At 49.5% G+C, this 21010-nt stretch carries 25 protein-coding genes; 2 read left to right on the plus strand and 23 right to left on the minus strand.

Features of this window, described 5'->3' with window-relative positions; all coding sequences use genetic code 11:
- Window positions 1-2561 (plus strand): hypothetical protein (locus HMPREF2608_RS11575; protein WP_210402782.1); only part of this gene is annotated, 2561 nt, incomplete at its 5' end.
- 159 nt (window positions 2562-2720) lie between these two features.
- Here the strand turns inward: HMPREF2608_RS11575 and cysS are convergent.
- From cysS to rpmE, 18 genes are all read right to left on the minus strand, one after another.
- Window positions 2721-4142, minus strand: a complete 1422-nt coding sequence (cysS, locus tag HMPREF2608_RS08640; RefSeq protein WP_070826651.1) for a cysteine--tRNA ligase — start codon at window positions 4140-4142, stop codon at window positions 2721-2723.
- Window positions 4143-4206: 64 nt separating this feature from the next.
- Entirely contained in the window at window positions 4207-4821 is a 615-nt protein-coding gene (locus tag HMPREF2608_RS08645; RefSeq protein WP_070826652.1) for an ATPase, read from the minus strand.
- Window positions 4802-4990, minus strand: a complete 189-nt coding sequence (locus HMPREF2608_RS08650) for a hypothetical protein (RefSeq protein ID WP_070826653.1) — start codon at window positions 4988-4990, stop codon at window positions 4802-4804. Before HMPREF2608_RS08650 ends, HMPREF2608_RS08645 begins: the two co-directional genes overlap by 20 nt.
- A gap of 79 nt (window positions 4991-5069) precedes the next feature.
- Entirely contained in the window at window positions 5070-6224 is a 1155-nt protein-coding gene (obgE, locus tag HMPREF2608_RS08655; protein WP_070826654.1) for a GTPase ObgE, read from the minus strand.
- 143 nt (window positions 6225-6367) lie between these two features.
- Entirely contained in the window at window positions 6368-6856 is a 489-nt protein-coding gene (locus HMPREF2608_RS08660; protein WP_070826655.1) for a peroxiredoxin family protein, read from the minus strand.
- A complete protein-coding gene (locus HMPREF2608_RS08665; RefSeq protein WP_070826656.1) occupies window positions 6853-7236 on the minus strand; it encodes an acyl-CoA thioesterase in 384 nt (127 codons plus the stop codon). Before HMPREF2608_RS08665 ends, HMPREF2608_RS08660 begins: the two co-directional genes overlap by 4 nt.
- Window positions 7236-7598, minus strand: a complete 363-nt coding sequence (locus tag HMPREF2608_RS08670; protein ID WP_003681812.1) for a hypothetical protein — start codon at window positions 7596-7598, stop codon at window positions 7236-7238. The genes HMPREF2608_RS08665 and HMPREF2608_RS08670 overlap by 1 nt, the downstream gene beginning before the upstream one ends.
- Before the next feature lie 114 nt (window positions 7599-7712).
- A complete protein-coding gene (locus HMPREF2608_RS08675; RefSeq protein ID WP_049350934.1) occupies window positions 7713-8540 on the minus strand; it encodes an MlaA family lipoprotein in 828 nt (275 codons plus the stop codon).
- Window positions 8537-8815, minus strand: a complete 279-nt coding sequence (locus HMPREF2608_RS08680) for an STAS domain-containing protein (RefSeq protein WP_036493932.1) — start codon at window positions 8813-8815, stop codon at window positions 8537-8539. The genes HMPREF2608_RS08675 and HMPREF2608_RS08680 overlap by 4 nt, the downstream gene beginning before the upstream one ends.
- A gap of 63 nt (window positions 8816-8878) precedes the next feature.
- Complete coding sequence (locus HMPREF2608_RS08685) at window positions 8879-9469, minus strand: MlaC/ttg2D family ABC transporter substrate-binding protein (protein ID WP_049332874.1); 591 nt, start codon at window positions 9467-9469, stop codon at window positions 8879-8881.
- 32 nt (window positions 9470-9501) lie between these two features.
- Window positions 9502-9996 (minus strand): outer membrane lipid asymmetry maintenance protein MlaD, encoded by a 495-nt coding sequence (gene mlaD, locus HMPREF2608_RS08690; RefSeq protein ID WP_049329454.1) that lies wholly within the window; start codon window positions 9994-9996, stop codon window positions 9502-9504.
- Window positions 9997-10045: 49 nt separating this feature from the next.
- Window positions 10046-10822: a lipid asymmetry maintenance ABC transporter permease subunit MlaE gene (gene mlaE, locus HMPREF2608_RS08695; protein ID WP_070823640.1), complete on the minus strand. Its 777-nt coding sequence runs from the start codon at window positions 10820-10822 to the stop codon at window positions 10046-10048.
- A gap of 65 nt (window positions 10823-10887) precedes the next feature.
- Window positions 10888-11688: an ABC transporter ATP-binding protein gene (locus HMPREF2608_RS08700; protein ID WP_049323595.1), complete on the minus strand. Its 801-nt coding sequence runs from the start codon at window positions 11686-11688 to the stop codon at window positions 10888-10890.
- Window positions 11689-12201: 513 nt separating this feature from the next.
- Complete coding sequence (locus HMPREF2608_RS11205; RefSeq protein ID WP_081456507.1) at window positions 12202-12438, minus strand: YrhB domain-containing protein; 237 nt, start codon at window positions 12436-12438, stop codon at window positions 12202-12204.
- A gap of 308 nt (window positions 12439-12746) precedes the next feature.
- The gene (locus HMPREF2608_RS08705) at window positions 12747-13223 is read right to left on the minus strand and encodes an SMI1/KNR4 family protein (RefSeq protein WP_070826657.1); all 477 of its coding nucleotides are present in this window, start codon (window positions 13221-13223) and stop codon (window positions 12747-12749) included.
- Between the two features lie 113 nt (window positions 13224-13336).
- The gene (locus HMPREF2608_RS08710) at window positions 13337-14224 is read right to left on the minus strand and encodes a hypothetical protein (protein WP_283122309.1); all 888 of its coding nucleotides are present in this window, start codon (window positions 14222-14224) and stop codon (window positions 13337-13339) included.
- A gap of 137 nt (window positions 14225-14361) precedes the next feature.
- Complete coding sequence (locus HMPREF2608_RS08715) at window positions 14362-16020, minus strand: ArnT family glycosyltransferase (protein WP_070826659.1); 1659 nt, start codon at window positions 16018-16020, stop codon at window positions 14362-14364.
- A 235-nt stretch (window positions 16021-16255) separates the two neighbouring features.
- Window positions 16256-16471 carry a 50S ribosomal protein L31 gene (gene rpmE / locus HMPREF2608_RS08720; protein WP_003681847.1) on the minus strand — a complete coding sequence of 72 codons (216 nt, stop codon included), beginning with the start codon at window positions 16469-16471 and terminating at the stop codon, window positions 16256-16258.
- Between the two features lie 281 nt (window positions 16472-16752).
- On the opposite strand from rpmE, the gene HMPREF2608_RS08725 reads away from it, so the two are divergent.
- On the plus strand, window positions 16753-17286 hold the full coding sequence (locus HMPREF2608_RS08725) for an acyltransferase (protein ID WP_070826660.1): 534 nt from the start codon (window positions 16753-16755) through the stop codon (window positions 17284-17286).
- Between the two features lie 64 nt (window positions 17287-17350).
- Here HMPREF2608_RS08725 and HMPREF2608_RS08730 read toward each other — a convergent pair whose 3' ends face one another.
- From HMPREF2608_RS08730 to HMPREF2608_RS08750, 5 genes are all read right to left on the minus strand, one after another.
- Entirely contained in the window at window positions 17351-17806 is a 456-nt protein-coding gene (locus HMPREF2608_RS08730) for a four-helix bundle copper-binding protein (protein WP_070826661.1), read from the minus strand.
- A gap of 215 nt (window positions 17807-18021) precedes the next feature.
- On the minus strand, window positions 18022-18876 hold the full coding sequence (locus HMPREF2608_RS08735; RefSeq protein WP_070826662.1) for an amino acid ABC transporter substrate-binding protein: 855 nt from the start codon (window positions 18874-18876) through the stop codon (window positions 18022-18024).
- A gap of 75 nt (window positions 18877-18951) precedes the next feature.
- Entirely contained in the window at window positions 18952-19683 is a 732-nt protein-coding gene (locus HMPREF2608_RS08740; protein WP_070826663.1) for an amino acid ABC transporter ATP-binding protein, read from the minus strand.
- 1 nt (window position 19684) lies between these two features.
- A complete protein-coding gene (locus tag HMPREF2608_RS08745) occupies window positions 19685-20353 on the minus strand; it encodes an amino acid ABC transporter permease (protein WP_049344971.1) in 669 nt (222 codons plus the stop codon).
- Complete coding sequence (locus HMPREF2608_RS08750; protein ID WP_070826664.1) at window positions 20343-21002, minus strand: amino acid ABC transporter permease; 660 nt, start codon at window positions 21000-21002, stop codon at window positions 20343-20345. The genes HMPREF2608_RS08745 and HMPREF2608_RS08750 overlap by 11 nt, the downstream gene beginning before the upstream one ends.
- Window positions 21003-21010 lie beyond the last annotated feature (8 nt).

Here is a 21010-nt window from a genome sequence, read left to right on the forward strand (position 1 = left end):
ATGCGGATACCAAGTCTGTAGAAGTGGGCTACACAGATGAAGCGGGCACACCGAAAACAGCAACCTTGACGAAAGGTGAGGACGGCAACTGGACTTCAAGTAACCCGGATGTTGCGGTAGACCCAGCGACTGGCAAAGCAACCATCCCGGCAGATAAAGTGAAAGATGGTTCTGAAGTTTCTGCGAAAGCGACTGACACTGCGGGTAATGCAGGTGAAGAAGGTACAGCGAATGCAGGTAATAATCCTGACACGACTGCACCGGCTAAACCGACTGTTGAAGCGAAAGACAACGGTTCAGTGGAAGTGACACCTCCTGCAGATGCAGATACCAAGTCTGTAGAAGTGGGCTACACCGATGAAGCGGGTACACCGAAAACTGCTACATTAACCAAAGGTGAAGATGGCAACTGGACTTCAAACAACCCGGATGTTGCGGTAGACCCAGCGACTGGCAAAGCAATCATCCCAGCAGATAAAGTGAAAGATGGCTCTCCGGTGACTGCGAAAGCGACTGACACTGCAGGTAACGCAGGTGAAGAAGGTACAGCGAATGCGGGTAATAATCCTGACACAACTGCGCCTGGTAAACCAACTATTGAAGCGAAAATGAATGGTTTTGTTTATATTAATCCTCCAGCAGATGAAGATACTAAATCAGTTGAAGTGCACTACATTGATGAAGAGGGAAATCCGCAAACTGTAACGATTACTAAAGATGCTGATGAGGGTTGGGTATCATCTAATCCAAATGATGATATCTGGCTCAATTCAGAGACTGGTAAAATAACACTTCTGGCACATCAAGTGAAAGATGGCTCTCTAGTGAAAGCCTCGGCAACAGATAATCAAGGTAACACAGGTGAAGTCGCAACGGAAAATGCGGTTAACGTTCCGGATACTTATGGGCCAAGCATGCCGGAAGTAGTTGCATTACAAGATCGTTCTGCAAGAGTAACAATGCCAAAAGATGCCAATGTTGGAGATTTTGTTGTAATTAAACGAGGTATTTATCAATATGAGTCTTTTTGGACCTTCGGTTCACTTTATCCTGATGATAATGATGAAATTTTAGCTATTTTGACTAAACAACAGGATGGTAGTTGGATTTCAGATAAACCGGAGAATGTGCCAAATGTTGATGCCGGCAATGATAATACTATTGTTCCAGCTAAGAAACTTAAAGGATTCGGTACTGTATATGCTCATGCAGAGGATCCTGCAGAGAATTTCTCTGCACCAGGATATACTAATCTTGCTAGCGAAATTGCCTCTCCAACAATAACCGTAAAAACAGATGGTTTTGTAGAAATTACCCCTCCTGCAGTTAAAGACCTTAAATCTATGGCAGTAAGATATTTTGATAAAGCAGGTACTCTGAAAATTACAATGTTAACGAAAGGTGAAGATGGTAATTGGACTTCGGACAATCCAGATATTACGGTAGAGCCAGCGACTGGAAAAGCGATGATTTCATCAGATAAAATAGAAGGGGGCTCGCAAATAGCTGCGAATGCCTTTGATACTTCGGGTATAATCAGTTATCCAGGTCTCAATATAGTAGGTAAAAACCCTGATACTACAGCACCAAGCGCACCGGAAGTCATTCCATCGACTACGGATGGATCAGTCACCGTGAAAGTACCAGATGATGCAAAAGTGGACGATTATGTTTCAATATCGGTAATCCCTAACCGCCCTGGTATATTTTTTAACCCAGAGAATTCTAATTTTTCTATCGGCATAACTTTAATCAAAAAGGCAGATGGCAGCTGGTCTTCAAGCTATTATTCAATAGTACCAGAGATTGAAGCAGGTCAGAACAGCACAACCATTCCACAAGACCAAGTAAAAGATGGTTCTTATGTGATAGCTACGTCGAGAGATCTTGCTGGCAACCAGAGTGTATCAGTAAGGGCTCAAGCGGGTGAAGATACTAAAGTTCCTGATGAATCTGGGGTATCATCTAATACTATAGATAGTAACGGTATGGGCAGTAGCGGTAATGACTATGCAAGCTTTGATCAAATTGCGGGCACCATTAATATGGGCGAGGGTAATGATATTCTTGAAGCGCGTGATACAGGTGAACCGTTCTCCTATGGAGTATACAATGCAAGAGTAGATATGGGTTCAGGCGATGATATTGTAAGAACATCAGGTACTATTCAGCATGACTCTATTTACAAAGGAATATCTATTGATGGTGGTGATGATTTCGATACACTTGAGTTTGTGAACCGAGATGGCGAAGCAATTATGACCAAGATTTTATCGATCTCTAACTTTGAGAAAATTGATATTAAAGGTACGTTAAACAACACAGTTATGATCCACAAAGATGATGTTGAGAGAAACCACAGTGCTAAACCAACGGTTGATGACAGTGGTAAATCTCACAACAACGTGTTAATTGTTGATGGTAATGAAGGTGATAAAGTGGATTTAAGTGAGATTAGTAAAGTTGCAAGCTCACAAGTTAATTATGAAGGCAATACTTATCATGTTTACCACACCGGTTCTAACGAACTCTGGATTGATTCAGATATTGCTGTTGCTTAATTTGTAACATCTATTAGAAAAACGCACCTTCGGGTGCGTTTTTTATCTGCTTTACACATGAAGGTCGTCTGAAAACCTGAGACCTTTGCAAAATTCCTTTTTTCCCAACAGCCGAAATTCAAGCACAGTTTCAGACGGCCTTTTATCTATGCCATGAAATCAACCGCGACGCCAAGTTGTACCGCCGGCATTGTCTTCCAGAATGATTTTGTGTTCGTTCAGAAGGTCGCGGATACGGTCGGATTCCGCCCAGTTTTTGTCCGCGCGCGCCTGTTTGCGGCGGGCGATCAAATCGTCGATTTCCTCGTTGGATAGGCCGTCTGAAACAGTACCGCCTTGCAGGAATTCAATCGGGTCGCGTTGCAGCAGGCCGATGATGCCGCCCAAAGCTTTCAGGCAGCCGGCGAGGTGCGCATCATTGGTTTTGTTCACTTCGCCTGCCAGTTCGAATAACACGGCAACGGCTTCGACTGTACCGAAATCGTCGTTCATGGCGGCGTAGAAACGGCGGGTGTAGTCGTTGGCGTTTTCAGACAAATCAAACTCAGCCGCTGGTGTGTTTTTCAACGTGGTGTACAGGCGTGTCAGCGCGCCTTTGGCGTCGTCCAAATGCGCGTCGGAGTAATTCAGCGGGCTGCGGTAGTGAGCGCGCAGGATGAAGAAGCGCACGACTTCGGGGTCGTATTGTTTCAACACTTCGCGGATGGTGAAAAAGTTGCCCAACGATTTGGACATTTTTTCGCCGTCCACACGGATGAAGCCGTTGTGCAGCCAGTATTTGACGTGGCTGGCGATGCTTTGACCGTGGTGGGTTTGTGCATGGTCATGGCCGCAGGTATGACCGCTGGCACCGACGCTTTGGGCGATTTCGTTTTCATGGTGCGGAAATTGCAAATCCGCGCCGCCACCGTGAATATCGAAAGTATCGCCGAACAGATTTTCGCTCATGGCAGAGCATTCAATATGCCAACCCGGACGGCCGTTGCCCCAAGGGCTTTCCCATGCAGGTTCGCCTGCTTTGGCCGCTTTCCACAACACAAAATCAAGCGGATCGCGTTTGAAACCGTCCACTTCTACACGCTCGCCTGCGCGCAGGTCGTCCAACGATTTGCCCGACAGTTGTCCGTAAGCGGAAAACTCGCGCACGGCGTAGTAAACATCGCCGTTTGCGGCAGGATATGCCTTGCCGTTTTGAATCAGGGTTTCAATCATGGCAATCATTTGCGGAATGTTTTCCGTTGCCTTCGGCTCAATATCCGGACGCAACACGCCCAAAGCATCGGCATCTTCGTGCATAGCCTGAATGAAACGCGCGGTCAGTTCGCCGATGGTTTCGCCGTTTTCAGCCGCACGGGCGATGATTTTGTCGTCGATGTCGGTAATGTTGCGCACATAAGTGAGCGGATAGCCGCACTCGCGCAACCAACGGGCAATCATGTCGAATACAACCATCACGCGAGCATGACCTAAATGGCAGTAGTCGTAAACAGTCATACCGCAAACGTACATACGCACGTTTTTAGGGTCGATGGGGGTAAAGGGTTCTTTTTTGCGGGTAAGGGTGTTGTAGATGGTGGTCATGGAATTTTCAAAATTTGTATAAACAGAGGGAAATTATTTTGGATTTTTTGTGCAGGCAAATTCTTTATTCATAAGCTAAAAAAGAATCAAAAATTAATCCATTTGAAAGTATGGTTTGTTCGATTGGCTTTACCCAATCGACTAAATGTTTGTTTTTCAGATATTGATGTTGATTTATCCATATTTGCAGCTGTGGATAAACCGATGAGTTATCAAAAATAAAACTTTCATCGGCAAACGGTAATGCGGTATGAAGGTTTTGCAGGCTTACATGGTAGCGTTTGAGGATTAACTCAGGATCTATCCAGTGTCCGCCGCTTGCGACGCGCTCCTGCATACGGCGGATATTTAATTCGGGTGTCGCAAGACCGATATAGTTGAGTATGACGTAGAATCCGGCATTGCTGGCCGTTTGAATGCGGGTAAGGGCGGATTTGCCGGATAAGGTCGATTCCATGGAAAAAGAAATTCGATTATCCAATGCTTGACGGAATAAGCGCAATGCAGTTTTTCCCGCTTCCATATCGGCTAAACGAGGCATTTCAGGGTTAATTTCTGCTGCGATATGGTCAGAATCAATCACTAACGAGACACGATCTTGATTGAATTGGCGCAGGGTAGATTTGCCCGAACCGTTAGCACCACAGTAAAAAATCGCTTTAGGCCGGTTGTTTGACATGGCCTACTGTTCTTTGATTACCGGAAGGATGGTATTCGATAAGGTTGCCTTCATTATCGACTACCGTGATTACGGCGTATTTTCGTTTTTCTGCCAGCCATGCCTGATACAAAATTTTAAGCAAAGCTTGCTTTTTCGCCAATTCGATACGTTGTTTATCAGAAATCATGGTCTTCCTTGCTTCTTGTTCCTGTATTCAGACGGCCCTATATTACATTAAACAGGTCGTCTGAAAACTTTTTATTTCCTTACTCTGGCTTAAACACGCCAGTATCCGTTTTAGGCTGCTGCTCAGCAATTCCGGCTTTTGCCGCTGCCTGCTCCGCTTCTGCTTTTTCGGCTTCGATGCGTTTTTTCTCGGTTAGGTATTGGTTGATTTGGTGTACCAATTCCTGAGTGCCTTGGTGGGTCAGGGCGCTGATTTGGAAGAGGCGCGGGGTCTCCATATCGAATTGGAAGCGGTCGTCTGGTTTCGGATAGTCCCAGCCGATGGCTTCGAGGAAGGCGGCGCTACGCGCTTGGGCTTCTTCTTCGTCGAGCATGTCGAGTTTGTTCAGCACCAGCCAGCGCGGTTTGTCGTAGAGTTCTTCGTCGTATTTGCGCAATTCATTGATGATGGCGAGGGCTTCTTCTGCTGGGTTGACGGCTTCGTCGAAGGGCGCCAAATCGACGACGTGCAGCAGCAGGCCGGTGCGCGATAAGTGTTTGAGGAAGCGGTGGCCGAGGCCTGCGCCTTCTGCTGCGCCTTCAATCAGACCGGGGATGTCGGCCATGACGAAGCTGTGGTTTTCGTCGATGCGCACGACGCCCAAGTTTGGATGCAGGGTGGTGAAGGGGTAGTTGGCGATTTTGGGGCGTGCGGCGGATACGGCGGTAATCAGGGTGGATTTGCCGGCGTTGGGCATACCTAATAAGCCGACATCGGCGAGGACTTTAAGCTCGAGTTGCAGGGAGCGGGTTTCGCCTTCTTCGCCGGGTGTGGATTGTTTGGGCGCGCGGTTAACGGAGGATTTGAAGTGGATGTTGCCCAAGCCGCCTTTGCCGCCTTTGGCGAGGCAGACGCGTTGGCCGTGATAAGTGAGGTCGGCAACGATTTCGTCGGTGTCGAGGTCGCGGATAAGGGTGCCGACGGGCATTTTGAGGACGATGTCGTCCGCACCTGCGCCGTAGCGGTCGGAGCCGTGGCCTTTTTCGCCGTTTTTGGCTTGGTAGCGTTTGACGAAGCGGTATTCGACGAGGGTGTTGGTGTTTTCGTCGGCTTCCGCCCAAACGCTGCCGCCTTTGCCACCGTCGCCGCCGTCAGGGCCGCCGCGGGGTACGAATTTTTCGCGGCGGAAACTGGTTGCGCCATTACCGCCTTTGCCTGCGGCGACTTCGATTTTTGCTTCGTCGATAAATTTCATGATGTTCTCTTATGGGTATTCGGTTGTTTCAGACGGCCTTTGTTAATAGAGGAGCTTGGTGTCTGAACGGATAAAATGTTGCTTATTATAAAGGATATTTCGGTTTTAGGCCGTCTGAAATATGGTTTCAGACGGCCTTGGATTTATTGGGCTAGGGCTTGGTCGATTTCTTGATAGAGTTGGGAGAAATTGGGTTCGCCAACGTAGGTTTTAAGGATGTTGCCGTTTTTATCGATCAGGACGGAAGTCGGGTAAACCTGTGTGCCAAAGGCTTTTGCGGCAGTTTTGTCGGCATCGTACATGACGGTGAAGGGAAGGCCGTAGTCTTTGACATACTGATGGACGCTTTCGATGGGGTCGATGGGTTGGGCAATGCCGAGGACTTGGAAATTTTTGCCTTGATAATCTTGGGCGGTTTTGATGATTTTAGGCATTTCGCTCACGCAACCGGGGCAGGAGGGAAACCAGAAGTTAATGAGGGTAACTTTGTCTTTCAAATCGGCGTTGGTAATGGTTTTGCCTTGCAAGTTGGACAGGACGAAATCAGGGGCGGCTTTGTTGCTGGGGATAAGGACGAAGGCAAGAAGCGCGCCAATTGTGGCAATGACAAGGAGTGTGAGTATTTTTTTCATGATTCGAGGTTTTGAATGGCGTGTGCTAAGGTTTGGGGAACGCTGATGCTGCGGCCGCTTTCGCTGCTGACGGGCATAAGGGTCACTTCGGCTTCGATGGCGGCTTTGCCGTTGGGCAGGGTCGCGGTTTGGCTGAGGATGATGTGGCGTGTGCCGATGTCTTTCAGACGGCCTGTAAAGGTTAAAACATCGCCTTCGAGCGACGGACGGCGATAGCGGATATCGACGCGTGCAACAACGAGCATGATGCCTTCGAGTTCGGACAGAAGGTCATGCTCTTGAAAAAACGTCCAGCGCGCTTCTTCGAGAAATTCGAGATAGCGCGCATTGTTGACGTGGCCGTAGCCGTCGAGATGGTAGTTGCGGACGGTCAGTTTCATCAGTTGAGATTGATGGGTTGGAACTCTTCGCGTGCGATTGGTTCGTGTTCGAGGTCGGTAATCACGGTGGAAAGTTGGATGTCGAACCATTCGTTGAAAATGTCGGCGTCCAAATCAGGCCATTCGCTTTCGTCTTCGCACCAGTCGGCCAATTCGGCAGCAAAAATATCTTCGAAACGCGCTTCGATCTCGTCCCATACTTCGTCGGCAGTTTCGCACGGGCGAACGAGGTAGGAGTTGGCATCGGCTTGGATATCTTCAAGTGTCAGGCCGTCAAGGTGATTGCCGGGCAGGGATTTCAGCCAGTTCCAAAAAGGATCGAGGGGGATAAGCAGGAAGACGCTGCGGTTGACTTCGTACATGGTGTTTTCCTTGGTTTCTGTATAGTTGAATGATATAGCAAAGGTGGTGGACTGGCTATCCTTTGGAGGATAAAGGCCGTCTGAATTTCAGACGGCCTTTATTTTTGGGAATAATCAGGGGTTTTCTGATGGTGTTTGATACAGGGTTTGGGGATTGGCTGTATCGGGGATTTCTTCCGGAGTGGATTGGGGGGCTGCTACCGGTTCGGAAGTGGTGTTGCTGTCCACCAAGTCATCGATGTCGATATTGTCGTCTTCGCTTTGAGGGAGCGTGCCGCCGGTTTGTTGGGTGCGGACTTTCATGTAAAGGTCGCGTGTGTAGCTGTATTTGTCGATGGCTGCACCTTCGAGGCTGTCGGTCAGGTCGAGGAGCTCTTTGCGGGTGTTGATGGCTTGCATGCCGGTTGTACCCCAGCGTCCTGCGCTGGTGTGGAAGACGGCATTTTTAACCGGATAGACGGTGGTAATGGCGTTGCCGACGGTATCGCGTACGGTAGACGGGCCGAGCAGGGGGACGACGAAGTAGTTGCTGTTTTTCCAGCCCCATGAGGCGAAGGTGTCGCCGAGGGTGTTTTTATTGCTGGGTACGCCGCCTGCACCGGCTACGTCGATTAAACCGCCAAGGCCGAAGGTGGTGTTGATGCCGACGCGGACGAGGTCTTCGCTAGCGCGTTTGATGTCAAGGCGCAGCACGTTGCTGCCGAAGCTGACAACATCGCGCAGGTTGTTGAAGAAGTTGCTCACGCCGGTACGCACCGGTTTGGGCGTTACTTTGCGATAGCCGCGTGCTACAGGGGAAAGGACGTATTTGTCTGCTTTGTCGTTGAACTTGGAAACGGTGCGATTGTAGCCTTCGTAAGGGTCGGCCGGATTGCGTTCGGCAAGTGCGGGAGCGGAGGCAAGGCTGATGATGAGGCAGAGGGAAGCGGTGGTTTTTTTCATGATTGCAACCAGTCTTTGATTTCGTAAAGTTCGGCCAGTGCGCGGACGGAATCGGGAATGTTTTGAATGGTCGGTTTTTTGTCTGTCCGGCGCAGAGCGTTGAGCAGCAGGGAAACGCAGGCGGAATCTGCTTTGCCTACTTGGCTGAAGTCTATGCTGTCTGTTTCTTTCAGACGGCATTGTTGTTCGTAGCGCGCAAAGGCGGAGGCAGTCAGGGTTTTGACGGTAACGTCGCCGCTGATGTAGAGCGTGCCGTTGCGGATTTCTGTTTGCATGGTGTCTTTATGATGTAAGGCACCATGCCGTCTGAACATCAGGCGGCATGGTGCGGGGGTGGATTATTTACCGCCGTTTTTGGCTTTCAAGTCGGCAATCAGACCATCAATACCTTTGGCTTTGATGGTTTCGCCGAATTGGTTGCGGTATACGGTAACCAAGCTTGCGCCTTCGACTGCGACATTGTATGCGCGGTATCTGCTGCCGCTTTGATAGGTGGTGAAGTCCATGTTGACCGGTTTTTGGCCGGAAACGTTGATTTCGGCGCGGACAACGATTTCTTTACCGCCTTTGTTTACGACCGGGTTGTCTTTGATGTTGACCTTGGCGTTTTTGAATTTCAGCATGGTGCCGGAGTAGGTGCGGATCAGCAGGGTTTGGAACTCTTTAGTCAACGCTTGTTTTTGTGCGTCAGTTGCAGTACGCCATGGGTTGCCGACGGCCAAAGCTGTCATGCGTTGGAAGTCGAAGTAAGGGATGGCGTAGGCTTCAGCTTTTTGGCGTGCAGTGTTGGCATCGCCGCTGTTGAGGATTTTCAGCACTTGAACGGAGTTTTCACGGACTTGGTTGACTGCGTCGGCAGGAGAGGCAAATGCCATGCTGATGCTCAATACGCCGATGCTCAATGCGCTGATGAAGGAAGTTTTTTTCATGGGAGTGTCCTGAATATTGGGTTGATATGTGTTTATTGTTTGTTTTGACCGGCAGATTCACTGTCTGCGTTTTTTTCGGCAAAGCTGGTCATGAATTTGCCGATAAGGTTTTCCAAAACCATGGCGGAGCTGGTGACGGTAATGGTGTCGCCTGCCGCCAAAGAATCAGTATCGCCGCCTTGTTGCAGGCCGATGTATTGTTCGCCCAACAAGCCTGAAGTCAGGATTTGTGCGGAAACGTCGCTGCTGAACTGATATTGACTGTCCAGATTGAGGGCAACTTTTGCCTGATAGGATTTAGGGTCGAGCTGAATGGATGCAACGCGGCCCACCAGTACGCCTGCGGATTTGACCGGAGCGTTGGTTTTCAAGCCGCCGATGTCGCTGAAATCGGCATAGACGGTGTAGGTTTGAGAGGATTTGCCGAACGATTGCCCGCCGGCGGCTCGGAAGGCGAGAAAGCCGATAGCGGCTGCGCCCAGTAAGACAAACAGTCCTACCCAAAATTCCAAAGCATTTTTTTTCATGTGCTATTGTCCTTGTTTCATTCTTTTTAAGTGTCGTTTCAGACGGCCTTTAGTCGGTAAACATCCACGCGGTCAACATAAAGTCGACAGCGAGGATGGTCAGGGCGGAAGACACTACTGTTCGTGTACTGGCGCGCAAAATACCTTCGGAAGTCGGTACGCAGTGGAAGCCCTGATGTACGGCGATCAGCGTAACGGCTACACCGAAAGCGGCGGATTTGATTAAGCCGTTGAGTACGTCGTAATGGAAGGTAATGTTGTTTTGCATTTGCGACCAGAAAATACCGCCGTCCAAGCCCAGCCATTCGACGCCGACCAAATACGCGCCGTAAATACCGGCAACGTTGAAAATCGACGCCAGCAAAGGCATGGAAAACACACCTGCCCAAAAGCGCGGTGCAACCACGCGTGCCACAGGGTCGACCGCCATCACGTTCATTGCTTCAAGCTGCTCGGTGGTTTTCATCAAGCCGATTTCGCTGGTCATGGCACCGCCCGCGCTGCTGGCAAACAGAATAGCCGCCAATACGGGACCCAATTCACGCAACAGGGAAGCGGCAACCATATAGCCCAGAATATCGGCGGATTTGAATTTTGCCAGCTGCGTATAGCCCTGCAAGCCCAACACCATGCCGACAAACAGGCCGGACACAGCAACAATCAGGACAGACAACACGCCTGCAAAGTAAACCTGGCGGATGCTCAGGCGCGGGCGGGTAAATGCCGTGCCTGATTTGGCCAAGATATGCAGGAAAAACAGCGTAATGCTGCCCAGCGATTGGATGAAGCCGAGGGTTTTTGCCCCGACGGAACGGATAAAATTCATAGGTTTCAGTTGATTGGTTAAATGGTTTTCAGACGGCCTTGTTTAAAATTCAGGCCGTCTGAACATCAGCCCAGCAAGTCTTGTTTTAAAGTTGTTTGCGCCGGATAGCGGTAGGCGACAGGGCCGTCTGCCAAACCTCCGACAAACTGGCGTACCCAAGGCGAGTCGAGTTCGCGCATTTCTTCGGGCGAGCCGGAGAACATGATTTCGCCGTGTGCCAGGAAAATGACTTGATCGACGATTTCCAGCGATTTTTCGATGTCGTGCGTTACCATCACGCTGGTGGAGCGCAGGGCTTTGTTGGCGCGGCTGATGAGGTGGGCGATAACGCCCAGCGAAATCGGGTCAAGGCCGGTGAAAGGCTCGTCATACAACATGATTTCAGGGTCGAGCGCAATCGTACGCGCGAGGGCGACGCGGCGCGACATACCGCCGGAAAGCTCGGAAGGCATCAGATTTTCAACACCGCGCAAACCGACTGCATTCAGTTTCAACACCACCAAATCGCGGATGACCGCTTCGGGCAAATCCGTCAGCTCGCGCATAGGGAAGGCGATGTTGTCGAAGACGGACAAGTCGGTGAACAATGCGCCGTGTTGGAACAAAACGCCCATGCGGCGGCGGTGTTCATACAGCTCCTGCGCCGAAAATGCGGCCAAATCGCGCCCTTCAATCAACACTTTTCCCGATTGCGGGTGGATTTGACCCGTAATCAGGCGCATCAGCGTGGTTTTACCGCTGCCCGAACCACCCATTACGGCGGCGAAATTGCCTTGTGGAATGCTGAAGTTGATGTTGTTCAGAATAGGACGGTCGCCATATGCGAAGGCAACGTCTTTCATTTCGATGAAGGGTGTGGAACTCATGCAGGAGAGGGGTATCAAAAAATGTATTTTAATTACGGGTATTGTAAAGGGTATTGGATATTCGGGCAATTTTCAGACGGCCTGTGCTTAGGAATAACGGGTAAAAACGTGTGAAAGAATGCAGAAGCGTTGGTGGTACGGTCGTTTTGTCGTATGTTGTGTCAAACATACAGACGGATTTGTAGGTATATTTGTATAGAAATACAAAAATAACTGAATCAAATCTAATAAAAATATTTTTATTATCAAATATCAATACTTTTTTTGGGGGAGCTTAGACAGTAAACAGCTAATCCAATATCTATATTGAATTCTTTGTGAAAAGAAAGAATAAAACATCGATAAATTTCCTTTTCTCTCTCTTATAGAGTTATAAGGATATTTCTTTAATCTCATTATTTTGCTCTGTGTCTAAAGCGTCCTGTTGGTCCATACATTTCCCCCGTTATGAGTCTGTTTTCATCCATATAGTTTCAAATTTAGTGGGATACGGACTTAGCTAATGGGCTTAAATCAACGAATAGAAGGAACTCCTCCATTTTTAGAAACAAATATAGGCCAATTTCCAATAATAGATTTGTTTATATCCATTGTTTCTAAATATTCTTTTGACTGATATGGGAAAACCCACCCATCATCATTTTCTCGTACATGAGATTCAACTATTAACAATGAAATTCCCATTTCTTGCTCTATTTGACTTAAAAAAGATACTGCGATTTTCTTTGCTTCTTGATAAGTAATTACCATGGAAATACTCCAAATTGAAAATGTTTGAAGATAGTAAAATTGACTTCTCCTCCTTTTTGTATTTGCCCATCAATATACCTTTTGGGATAATTGCGCTTTATGGCCTACTGGATCGGTAGCGTTAAACAAAGGCCGTCTGAAACGATTTTTCTGTTTTTAGATAGCCTCTAAGCTCAAACCTTGAGAACCGCATGCGTGCGTTTCATACACATCCTACTTGTTGAGTTTAGGTTTCATATGGGCTACGGCTTGCGGATGTCAGACAATTTTTTTTTAATTTAGTTGGGTTTTCAACTCAACCTACACACTTAATCTGAAAGTTCATATAGCATATCCAAAAAGGCATCAAAACTATCTGCAATATGGCTAGTTACCATTTTCGTATCTCCATTCTCATCTTCATAAAAATCATCATGATACATCAGAATTATACATGGATTTTCATTGCATTTTCTGTAATCAAAACAGATATAATCGCCATTAGCTGAAATCCCAAAAGCAATCACTTTTTTTGCATACCCATATTCATCATCAATACATGAATAGCTATAAATATCTTCATAGCCTAAATTTTGCTTATACCCTAAAAATGAAATGTCCCTTTCATCATTTTCACCGTATTGATTGATAAAATTGAAAATATTTTCTTTAGGGTATAAATGATCATGTTTGCTAAGAAATGATACATATGAAACAGGAAAAACGACCCCTACATCTTCAGCAAATTGTTGAATTGTTCTTATTGGAACCAATCCCTCATCTGATAATATTGATAGTTTTCTCATTTTTACTGACCTTTCTTTAACGATTTTTGACCAGTATGCCTAACAGCTTTATGAATACTATTAGGAATTAACTGCATATTATAAAGAGGCGGGCAAATATGCCCGCCTTGTTTTTAATATTTCTGCAAACCTTCTACCTTGATTTCTTTGGCATTGGCATGGATGAAGGCTTGAGTCGCTTTCATCGTGGCCTGAATGCGCGGATCGTTCCAGCGCACGATTTGGTTGTTTTCATCGCGCTTGTCCGACCAGATAATCACTCCGTCGGTGTATTTTTTGCTGATTTCGAGCATTTTGCGCCAGCGGACGGGGTCAATGAATTGTTTGAAATAAGGGCTGTTGGTGGCCGAATAATATTGCGGCCAAATGTAGCCGATGATTTTTTTGTTGGGAAAGCGTTGGTGGATGTCGTCAACGGCGGTTTTCACGTCTTTTTCCCATTGCACCAAATCGGGGGAAGTGATGTAGAACACGGGATTGGCATAGTCGCTGATGGCGGCGGTGGGTGCACGGCGTTTACTGACTTGCCGCCATTTGGCCAAGATGGTTTCGTTGTCAACGTTGGGGCGGTAGTGGCGGATGCTGTGCAGGTGTTCGGAAGGCATGCCGTAGTTGCTGATGACAGCGCGCGGGTTTTCTTCTCTGAAGATTTGGTACATCCGCGCGAAGTCGGTTCTCAATTCGTCAGGGGTCAGCAGCTGGCCGTCTTTTTCGGCAAACCAGCTTTCGATGTCGGTGGAAATGGTGCGGTAGCCTTCACGGCGCGATTGTTTGGCCAATTCACGGATGCGCGCTTCGTTGAGTACGCCGTGTTTGCGTTTGCCCGTTGGATCGGGTTTAACCAGCTCGCTTTCGTAAACCAAGAACACTTTGGAGAGTTTGTCGGCGGTCAGGTCGGGTTTGCCGACATAGTCCATGCGGTCGTAGATGATGAAATCTTTGGCATGGGCGGAGAGGGCGGTCAATAAGAGGACGAGGGGCAAAAGGCGGTTGGGTTTCATATTTTTAGGCAGATAAGGGAAAAGGGCCATTGTACGGGAAGCAGTGTTAAAGTGAGTCAAAGGCCGTCTGAAAGGATAAAAGTTCTTTCAGACGGCCTTTGTTGGATTGGGGTATTCAGTTTTGAGGTTAGTGTGATTTACTGCGCCGCAGTTTTTTCCAGCAATAGGAAAGTCTCGGCTTTGTTGCGCGGTCTTGCGCCTTGCCACAAGGTTTGCCAGCCCGAAGGTGCGCCGACATTGGCGGCTTGGCGGATGAGGCGGTAGCGACAGGACGGGTTGTCGGTCGTGGTTTTAATATGGCTGTATTGTGTCCATGCGATTCGTGTGCGCTGGTCTTGGCCATCGATGCTGATACATTCGAGGCCGTCTGAAAGTTTCTGTTTCAATTCGGAAGAAAGCGCGGCTTCCATTTGGTGTACCACCGGCGCATGGCTTTTGGCGGCGTTGAGCCATGGTAAAAACAGGGTCATCAGCAAGGCCCAGGCCAAGGTAACGCCGGCCGCCCAGTTGGTCACGGCTTGGCGGCCGCGGATGTTTTTACGCGTAATCGCCCAGAACCACAACGGAGTAAACAGCAGGGCAACGGCCATCGGAATCGGGTCGATGTCGGGGATGTAATACGGGCTGAAATAGGCGGCACGTTCGGCCAGTTTGGCAGGCCAGCCGTAGTTCATGGCAAAGAAGCCCAGCCACAGGAATACGGCAATCAGACCGAATGCCATGATGCCGAACCAGTTGATAAATGCCGCTGCGCCGCGACGCAGGCCGTCCAGTTGTGCCGCGCCGAGCAGGGCGAGCGGCGGCAACAGCCAAACGAGGTTGTCTTGCAGGCGTTGCGGGTTGATGGCGAGCAGGGCTGTCATGATAACCAGCCACGACAGGCTCAGAATGCCCCAGTTTTTATCGTGGATACGCGTGCGGCTGAGCGTCCATGCCGCCAGCGGCCAAGCAGGCAGGGTAAACCACAGCAGGTTTTTCAGATAATAGGGCAGGTTGAAGGCCGTCTGAATCTGATGGAAGCCACCGAATACGCCTAAGGAATAATGATTGAACCAAATATCAAACCATTCTGGATTGGTTTTTGATAACACCAGCGGATACAGAATCAGCAGGGGCAGGGAAACGACGATGGCGCCAATCAGGGTCAGCAGATAGCGTTTGCTTTGCCAAGTGGAATGGAACGACAGGGCAAGTGCCAAAAACATCATGGCCGCGGTCAGCAGGTAGCCTGAGGAAAGGGAGAGTAAAACCCAGCCGCCGCACAACAACAAAATGGCGATAATGACGCGGCGGCGTGCCAGTGAAAAGCCGCACAGAATTAATCCAAATGCGGCAAAAGCGGCCGACATGGGATTGAGGAAGTGGGCGATGGGCAGCAAACCGATGCTGCCGATAAGGATTAAGACAACGCTGCGGCCGTGATGTCTGCCGAGAAAGTTGAAACCAGCAAATCCGCAGGCCGTCAGTCCGATGGCGGTGAATACCACGCCGGCAAAACGTGCGGCATCATAGGCATCGGCCGCCCAAGGCGAAAATAGGGTTTGGAATGCGGTTGCCGCCCATAAAAAAGCAGGGGAGATGGTGAAATCGGGTTGGCCGAAGATTTGTGCAATCAGCAGGCTGCCGCCGTTTTTCATGGAGTCAGAGGCGGTGAAGAGGGAGGGTTCGGCAGGGTTCCACAAGTCATGCGAGAACACGCCCGGCCACAGCCAGGAAAAGGCCATCAGCAGCAGAAGCCATGGTTTTTCATGGGTTTTTTGGGGGCGGCGCGGATCGGGCGGTGTGTAAGTCAGCATGGAAGGTCAAAAAACGGTTGGTTTGAATAGCAATGGTACAGGGTTTGACGGGTTTGCGCGATATGCCGGACCGGAGAGCTTTGTAAAATAATGCTTACGGCTCGTTTTTATCGGGTGTTTGGAATGATATGGCATTAGGTTGACGACAAAAAGCTCAGGCCGTCTGAAAGAAATATTTCAGACGGCCTGAATGCAAAAAAGACTGCACGAAGCAGTCTTTTTGACAAAGCGGCAATTAGCGTTTGAACAGGTTGCCAAATTTGTTGTTGAATTTGTCCACACGACCGGTAGTGTCGACGATTTTTTGAGTACCGGTGTAGAAAGGGTGGCACAGAGAGCAAACCTCAACGTTGAAGCTGTCTTTTTCCATTGCGGATTTGGTTACGAATTTGTTGCCGCAAGAGCAGGTAACGTTGATTTCGTGGTAGTTCGGGTGAATACCTTGTTTCATTTGATTTCCTTTCGATTAAGCGGGCACAGGGGTTTTGCCTGTACTTCAGTTAAGCGTGGAATTTTCGCTATTTTTGGCTGTTTCGTCAAGAGGATATTTTGTATGCAGGGCAGTTTCGCAACAGACGAGAACAGTTTAGAATAGAGTTTCAAACCAAATGTTGTGTAATCGGGCTGTAATCTAACTGAAAAGAGGATGTAAAACCTCCTCTAGATGTGAAACTTTAAGAAGAATAATAGTCTGAATAATATTTACGCTTGTACGAACAGGAGACGGAATTAATGTGGAAAAGGATATTGACGTGCATTTTGCGTGTTTGGGGAGGAATGTTGCCTCCGTCTTATTGCAAACCATTCGGCAGAATTGCGCAAAAATTCCGTGCTGCTTTGGCTGCGTGCATTTCTCCAAACATTGGTAAAAACGTCAATATTGAAAAAGGCGGATATGTTTTTCCGGATACGGTAATCGGCGACAATTCGGGTATCGGCGTCAATTGCGAAATCTGCCACGGCCTGACCCTCGGCAAGAACGTGATGATGGGGCCGGAATGCCTGTTTTATTCGACCAACCACAAATTCAACCCTGAAACCCGCCGCTTTGAAGGCTATACAGACATCCGCCCGATTGTGATTGAAGACGATGTCTGGATTGGCAGACGTGCGATTATCATGGGCGGCGTTACCATCGGCAAGGGCGCGGTAATCGGCGCAGGTTCGGTGGTTACTAAAGATGTGCCGCCTTATTGCGTGGCTGCGGGCAATCCTGCGATTGTTCGGAAAAATCTGCTTGATGAGCAAGAGCTTGCAGCCGAATAGCGTAAACAAAATATTAAAACAAAAGGCCGTCTGAATTTCAGACGGCCTTTTGTTTTAATATTGATTAAGCGGCAATTTTTTCGCATTCTTTAATGCAAGCCAAGCAAGATTCGTAGCAGGCTTTGCATTCAGCGTGGTGGCCGACGTGTTCTTTGCAGGCGGCAGAACATTGTTTGCAGGCTTCGATGCACACTTTTGCCAAAGACGGAGTCAGGCGTGAATTTTGGGCGGCGAGGTTTTGCAAGGTGCCGCACAGTGCCAACATTTGATTGACGCCGGTTGCGCAGTCTTTCATGGAGGTATCGCCTGCGCTCAACAGGGCAATGCAGTGCTCCAAGCAGATTTGACCGGCTTCAACGCAATGTGCGGCCGCTTTGCGCGCAGCTTCGTAGGCGCGCGGTGCAGAATGCGCATGGCCAGCATGGTGTGCATGGCCGGCATGGTCGTGAGCGCGGGCAAAAGAAGCGGCGGCGGTGAGAGAGACAGCAGCGGCGCTGCCGATAAATTGACGACGGTTCATCATAGTTTCCTTTTTGCTTTGTAGAAATATCGGACGAATTATTTCATCTGTTATTAAAAGGTTATCATGTTATTCGTTTTTAAACAACAGGCCGTCTGGAGGCATCGATAGCACGTTCAGACGGCCTGTTGTTAGATATGATATTTGTTTAAATCAATCACAAATCGGATGGCTGAAATACGGAAAAGTGACTTTTTGCAGAGAAAATAGTCGGTTTATTCCGCCAACAATTCCTCCGGTTTGACTTTCTCGCCATACACGGGCAAGAGGGTTTTTTCATAGGCGGCTTTCAGACGGCCGTCTTTTTTCATGGCGGCGATTTCGCCGTTGACCCAGTTCAGGAGGTCGGTGTTGCCTTTTTGAACAGCCGGGGCGATGAATTCGGCAGGGCCGAGGTTGCCGATGGCGACTTCAAAATTCGGGTTTTCTTTTGCCCATGCCCACAGCAGGGCGTTGTCGTGGGCGAGTGCTACGCCGCGGCCGTCTTTCAGTGCGTCGAAGGTTTCGGTATTTTGGTCGAATTTCAGCAGTTTGACTTCAGGATGGCTTTTGGTGAAGAAGGCGTCGGCGGTGGTGCCTTTGTTGACCAGCAGGGTTTGATCTTTCAATTGTGCAACGTCGGTAATCGGTTTGTCTTTGGGGGAAACCACGCCCAAGGCCACTTTCATGTAAGGATCGGCGAAATCGACGGCTTCGGCGCGTTCGGGTGTTTTGGTGAAGTTGGCGAGGATGAGGTCGACTTTGCCGGAACGGACGTACTCGACGCGGTTTGCGGCCTCGGTCAGGACAAATTCGACTTTGTCGGGGCTGCCGAGCAGGTCTTTGGCCAGGTCTTTGGCGATTTCAACGTCAAAGCCTTGGTTTTTGCCGTTGGCGTCAACATAGCCGAACGGAGGCTTGTCGCCGAATACGCCGATACGGATGATGCCTTTTTCTTTGATGGAGGCAACGGTTGCCGCGCCGCTGCTTTGTGAAGATTGGGCATCGCCAGAGCCGCCTCCGCAAGCAGTCAGGCCGACGGCGATGGCGGCGGAGGCGAGGAGGGCTTTGAATTTGGCATTCAATTGCATGAGTGTTTCCTTTTCAAATGTTTGGTTGAAAGTGGAGGACGTCTGAAAAAGGGTTCGGACGGCCTGAAAATAAAATCAGTAGTCCATGCCTGCCAAGAATTGGCGGGCGCGTTCGCTTTTGGGGGCGGAGAAGAAGGTTTCGGGATCGGTCGATTCGACGATACCGCCTTTGTTCATGAAGACGATGCGGTCGGCAACTTTGCGGGCAAACCCCATTTCATGGGTTACGATGAGCATGCTCATGCCTTCGCGGGCGAGTTCCAAAACCACTTCCAAGACTTCGCGCACCATTTCGGGGTCGAGTGCGGCGGTGATTTCGTCCAGCAGGATGACCTCCGGGTTCAGGCACAGGGCGCGGACAATGGCGATGCGTTGTTTCTGGCCGCCGGAGAGTTCGCGCGGATAGGCGTTTTTGCGGTCGAGCAGGCCGACGCGTTCCAACAGTTTGTCGGCTTGTGCCTCTGCTTCGGCACGGTTGCGGTTTTGTACTTTCACCGGGCCTAAGAGGATGTTTTCGATGACGGTCATGTGGGCAAACAGTTCATAGCTTTGAAAGACCATGCCGACTTTTTGCCGGGCGGTTTGCCAGGAAACGTCTTTGCCGAATTCACCGATACCGTCCATCACGATGCTGCCGCCTTGGTGCGGCTCCAAACCGTTGACGCAGCGCAGGAGGGTGGATTTGCCGCAGCCGGACGGGCCCAGCAGTACGATGACTTCGCCTTTTTCCAAGTCCAAGTCTAAGGATTGAATGGCGGTTACGTTGCCGTATTGTTTGTGCAGGTTGCGGATGCTCAGTAAAGCCATGTCAGTGTTCCCATTTTTGTTCAAGTTTTGCCGCCAGCAGCGACAGCGGCCAGCAACAGAAGAAATACAGCATAAAAATCAGGCCGTAAACCCAAAATGAAGCATTGGGTTGCGTCAGCAGCGAGTTTTCGATGATTTGCTGGCCGACTTTGACGACTTCGATGACGCCGATAAGGGAGGCGAGCGAGCTGGTTTTGATCATGCGCGTAAACAGATTGACGGCGCCGGGCAATACGCGGCGGATGCTTTGCGGCAGCTCGATGTAGCGGAATACCTGCCCGCGGCTTAAGCCGAGTGCCAGGCCTGATTCGACCTGGTGTTTTTCAATCGATTCCAATGCTCCGCGGACCAAATCGCCCATTTCGGCGATGCCCCACATGGTAAATACCCAGACGCAGACCCAAAATCCGTCGATGTGGATGCCTGTCCAGACGGATAAGCCGAAATACAGGCCGAACAGCCACACCAAAATCGGTACGATTCGGATGGTTTCGAGATAAAACCGTCCGATAAAGCGGATGAGCCGGTTGCGCGAACGCAAAACCAAGCCGAACAGCGTACCCAATACGCAGGAGGCGGCAACGGAGGCCAGGGAAATCTGCGCCGTCAGCAACAGGCCTTCGCCCAAGCGTGCAGCATTTTGTCCTTCAAACAGCCAGTCAAACACCATATTTTGCACTCCGTACGCGGTTTTCTGCCCAGCGCGCTAGAAGCGAAACGGGAAGAAGGATGATCAGGTAGCTGGCAAACAGCAGGAACAAGGCTTCGTTGGTTTTATAGTCCATGCCGATGATGTCTTTGGTAACGAACAACAATTCTGCAATGCCGACCGCGCTGACGATAGATGTTTCTTTCATCAAAAACAATACGTTTGCGCCGATGGCGGGAACGGCGACCGCCCATGCCTGAGGCAATTCGACATAGCGGAACACTTGAAAGCAGCTCAAACCGATGGCCTTGCCCGCTTCGATCTGCCCTTTGGGGACGGCCAAAATACCGGCGCGGATGGCTTCCGCCATATAGCTTGCGCCCAAGAAAACCAGTGCGATCACGCCGCAGGTGAAACCGTCCCATTTAATGCCCATTTTCGGCAGGCCGTAATACAGGAAAAACAATTGGATCAACAGGGGCGTATTGCGCGACAGCTCGATATAGGTGCGTGCCAATGCGTAGAAGGGGCGGATGCGGTATGCCGTAACCACGGCAACGGGAAGGCCGAACAGCAACGACAAAACGACGCCATATACCGACAATTCCAGCGTCAGCTTTGCCGCATCGACAAATTTAGGGATGGCATCGATCAGATAAGACCAGTTCATCAGAGTCA

The sequence above is a fragment of the Neisseria sp. HMSC064D07 genome (assembly GCF_001837185.1).
Lineage (GTDB): Bacteria > Pseudomonadota > Gammaproteobacteria > Burkholderiales > Neisseriaceae > Neisseria > Neisseria flavescens_C.

What these genes read in the sequence shown, in the direction of transcription:
- cysS (WP_070826651.1), bottom strand. Translation starts at nt 4,142, where the DNA reads ATGACCACCATCTACAACACCCTTACCCGCAAAAAAGAACCCTTTACC.
- HMPREF2608_RS08645 (WP_070826652.1), bottom strand. Translation starts at nt 4,821, where the DNA reads ATGTCAAACAACCGGCCTAAAGCGATTTTTTACTGTGGTGCTAACGGT.
- HMPREF2608_RS08650 (WP_070826653.1), bottom strand. Translation starts at nt 4,990, where the DNA reads ATGATTTCTGATAAACAACGTATCGAATTGGCGAAAAAGCAAGCTTTG.
- obgE (WP_070826654.1), bottom strand. Translation starts at nt 6,224, where the DNA reads ATGAAATTTATCGACGAAGCAAAAATCGAAGTCGCCGCAGGCAAAGGC.
- HMPREF2608_RS08660 (WP_070826655.1), bottom strand. Translation starts at nt 6,856, where the DNA reads ATGAAAAAAATACTCACACTCCTTGTCATTGCCACAATTGGCGCGCTT.
- HMPREF2608_RS08665 (WP_070826656.1), bottom strand. Translation starts at nt 7,236, where the DNA reads ATGAAACTGACCGTCCGCAACTACCATCTCGACGGCTACGGCCACGTC.
- HMPREF2608_RS08670 (WP_003681812.1), bottom strand. Translation starts at nt 7,598, where the DNA reads ATGTACGAAGTCAACCGCAGCGTCTTCCTGCTTATCCCCCTCGATCCT.
- HMPREF2608_RS08675 (WP_049350934.1), bottom strand. Translation starts at nt 8,540, where the DNA reads ATGAAAAAAACCACCGCTTCCCTCTGCCTCATCATCAGCCTTGCCTCC.
- HMPREF2608_RS08680 (WP_036493932.1), bottom strand. Translation starts at nt 8,815, where the DNA reads ATGCAAACAGAAATCCGCAACGGCACGCTCTACATCAGCGGCGACGTT.
- HMPREF2608_RS08685 (WP_049332874.1), bottom strand. Translation starts at nt 9,469, where the DNA reads ATGAAAAAAACTTCCTTCATCAGCGCATTGAGCATCGGCGTATTGAGC.
- mlaD (WP_049329454.1), bottom strand. Translation starts at nt 9,996, where the DNA reads ATGAAAAAAAATGCTTTGGAATTTTGGGTAGGACTGTTTGTCTTACTG.
- mlaE (WP_070823640.1), bottom strand. Translation starts at nt 10,822, where the DNA reads ATGAATTTTATCCGTTCCGTCGGGGCAAAAACCCTCGGCTTCATCCAA.
- HMPREF2608_RS08700 (WP_049323595.1), bottom strand. Translation starts at nt 11,688, where the DNA reads ATGAGTTCCACACCCTTCATCGAAATGAAAGACGTTGCCTTCGCATAT.
- HMPREF2608_RS11205 (WP_081456507.1), bottom strand. Translation starts at nt 12,438, where the DNA reads ATGGTAATTACTTATCAAGAAGCAAAGAAAATCGCAGTATCTTTTTTA.
- HMPREF2608_RS08705 (WP_070826657.1), bottom strand. Translation starts at nt 13,223, where the DNA reads ATGAGAAAACTATCAATATTATCAGATGAGGGATTGGTTCCAATAAGA.
- HMPREF2608_RS08710 (WP_283122309.1), bottom strand. Translation starts at nt 14,224, where the DNA reads ATGAAACCCAACCGCCTTTTGCCCCTCGTCCTCTTATTGACCGCCCTC.
- HMPREF2608_RS08715 (WP_070826659.1), bottom strand. Translation starts at nt 16,020, where the DNA reads ATGCTGACTTACACACCGCCCGATCCGCGCCGCCCCCAAAAAACCCAT.
- rpmE (WP_003681847.1), bottom strand. Translation starts at nt 16,471, where the DNA reads ATGAAACAAGGTATTCACCCGAACTACCACGAAATCAACGTTACCTGC.
- HMPREF2608_RS08725 (WP_070826660.1), top strand. Translation starts at nt 16,753, where the DNA reads ATGTGGAAAAGGATATTGACGTGCATTTTGCGTGTTTGGGGAGGAATG.
- HMPREF2608_RS08730 (WP_070826661.1), bottom strand. Translation starts at nt 17,806, where the DNA reads ATGAACCGTCGTCAATTTATCGGCAGCGCCGCTGCTGTCTCTCTCACC.
- HMPREF2608_RS08735 (WP_070826662.1), bottom strand. Translation starts at nt 18,876, where the DNA reads ATGCAATTGAATGCCAAATTCAAAGCCCTCCTCGCCTCCGCCGCCATC.
- HMPREF2608_RS08740 (WP_070826663.1), bottom strand. Translation starts at nt 19,683, where the DNA reads ATGGCTTTACTGAGCATCCGCAACCTGCACAAACAATACGGCAACGTA.
- HMPREF2608_RS08745 (WP_049344971.1), bottom strand. Translation starts at nt 20,353, where the DNA reads ATGGTGTTTGACTGGCTGTTTGAAGGACAAAATGCTGCACGCTTGGGC.
- HMPREF2608_RS08750 (WP_070826664.1), bottom strand. Translation starts at nt 21,002, where the DNA reads ATGAACTGGTCTTATCTGATCGATGCCATCCCTAAATTTGTCGATGCG.